This is a genomic window from Candidatus Termitispirillum reticulitermitis, from assembly GCF_054655775.1.
The window spans coordinates 1-2,392 of sequence record NZ_BAAIHG010000116.1; the positions used below are offsets into that span (position 1 = coordinate 1).

Sequence of the window (2,392 nt, forward strand, 5' to 3'; positions counted from 1 at the left end):
CGCCATTATAGTTACTGATACTACGTTTGGTGCTTATGGTATGACGTATAAAGTGATGAACTTACGTGAGGCTACAGCAGTATTAGAAATTGGCGAATATGATGTCTTGTTTAATGTTTTTGAGCACATAGCGGACGACAACGCTATTGTTCTGTGCATTCTTGATACAGAGCTGACGCCAACGAGAATAGACGCTGAGGTTATATTAAAAGAGCTTTCAGCGCGTGGCTTTAAGGAACGTGTGCCGTTCATTGACGATAATAGCTGGCTACTGTATAAAAGCAAATAACATCAGATTTTACTCATCATCTGCCCCACGTTCTGTCCGCTTACGGGGTGTTTATAGTCGGGTAGCAACTCTGCTAGCGGAATCAGCACGAATGGACGTTTGGTCATTTGCGAGTGTGGGATGGTCAGCTCGTCAGTGTTTATGGGCTGCCCTGCATAGTCTATTATGTCTATATCTAGCGGACGGGCACCCCACCTGCCAGTGTCAACTCGTCCTGCTCTCTGCTCCTCTACTTTTAACCTGCCTAATAGTTCACTGGGTTGCAGCTCCGTGTCCGCTACAATGACCATATTAGTATAGTTAGGCTGTCCGTCATTTAATAGCGATTCACTTGTGTATAGACTGGATATTCGCACATTTTGTAACGTACTATCAGCAGTTAGTGCCTGCACAGCACTGCTAAATGCTTGTGGCACATCGCTATATGTCTCAGCTATGGCGGGGTAGTTCGTTCGCCCAAAACGCGTTAAAATCTTACCCTGCTCACCTACAAGCGTGAACAACAGTGCAATACACACAAATACTTTAGCATTGTTAATTACCCCTTTTAGCAGGGACAATAACAATATTACTAGCACGGGAGCTACCCCCCACAGGTAGTAGTCAATACGACCAAGAACATTCACATACCTAGAGATAGCCACAATATAGAAAACCACCGCTACAGCGAGCAACATATAATTTTTATCAAGTTTTATATCCCAGTGCGACCCTGAGGGCAGTTGTTTTTTTTCAACGTGAAATTTTATTAACGTATTTTCATCTGTAAAACCAGCACAACGGAACACAAACCTTTCACGTATAAAGCGCGCAACTAACAAAACAAGTATAACTAGCACAATGTATAAAGGAACACCTCCAAAAAGCTCCGCATTCAAGAGACGCACGTATCCCACAAAATATTCTAATATGCCTGATATGCCGTTCACTAGGCTATTTCCACTGAATGTTCGCAATGCACTCAAGAATGCAGGGTTGAAAATGTAATAGCCTGCAATGGCGAATGCCAGCGAAACAGCACATTTAGCAATACCTGTGTAACGTCTCTGCCACAACATATAAACTATGGGGATAAGAGCAACGCCCGCAAACCAAAATATAAAATAATTGTGCGCATCAAAACCAAAGAAAAATGTTAAGGCAAGCACTGCGCAAAATCTCAACGAAAGACGCGGCTTTGTCAGCATAATGAGTGCTATATAGACCAGCAATGTGTAAAAGAACACAGCCATACTATATGCACGAATATACGTCCCCATTGATACAGCCGCACCGCTGAACCCCCAAAAGACAAGCGGTAATAGTGCCAGCTTGCCCGCTAAGAATCGCTTAGATATAGCATAGACTACAATACACACACCGACAAACCACATAATGTTAATCGCTACGCCCAGATAAACGCTAAAAGTATTGGGGAACAACAGAGATAACAAATGTAGCTGCATATAGTGCAATTGAGAGTGCACGGATGTTCTAGTTCGCAATTTATTAAAATGAGACAATCTTTCGTCTGGTTGTGCCGTCATAGCCTCAAATAATTCTTTGTGTGAACGCCAGTTAGCATTGCCTGCATCGCGGTCTGCGTGGAGCGGGTTCACGGCAGAAGGACTATTATTGACAGCACTATTATTAGCCCTATAATATGTGGCTACTTCATCATAGCTCAAGTCATTCTTTTGCCCTGCATAGAACAAGATAACAAGCACCTGCACGGCAACTATGACAGCAAACAACGCCCAGCTATGCCCTATAAGCCAGCTAAAACCGTTCACATAAAGCAATAAAAAGACTGCGAACACCGATAAAACTGACAATATGATAAATGGAGTGATAAAACTATCTGGTAGCACTGGATACTGGCTAAAATAAGCCCGTTCAAGCTCCATAGATAAACCAGCCCGACCTGTAAAGTTTATAACAAACCTATTCCACGCATGATTTTTACCAAAAATGCCGAATGTATTAAAGCCGTCGTGAATAGTATTTTCAAGCAATCTCATCGGCACGTTCGGGTGATAAAATACTTTAGCTTTAGAAAAGTCTAGGTTGGGGTTATCAGCATAAAACAGATAAGTATCGTTGCCCCCCCCCCCCCCTCGCATG

At 42.9% G+C, this 2,392-nt stretch carries 2 protein-coding genes; one reads left to right on the forward strand and one right to left on the reverse strand.

Annotated features, from left to right (window positions below; translation table 11 throughout):
- The coding region (locus AC1MDJ_RS07570) for a hypothetical protein (protein ID WP_479690314.1) at nt 1-289 on the forward strand (289 nt) is incomplete at its 5' end.
- Nucleotides 290-291: 2 nt separating this feature from the next.
- Here the strand turns inward: AC1MDJ_RS07570 and folK are convergent.
- A partial coding sequence (gene folK / locus AC1MDJ_RS07575) for a 2-amino-4-hydroxy-6-hydroxymethyldihydropteridine diphosphokinase (RefSeq protein ID WP_479690315.1) occupies nt 292-2,392 on the reverse strand: 2,101 nt, incomplete at its 5' end.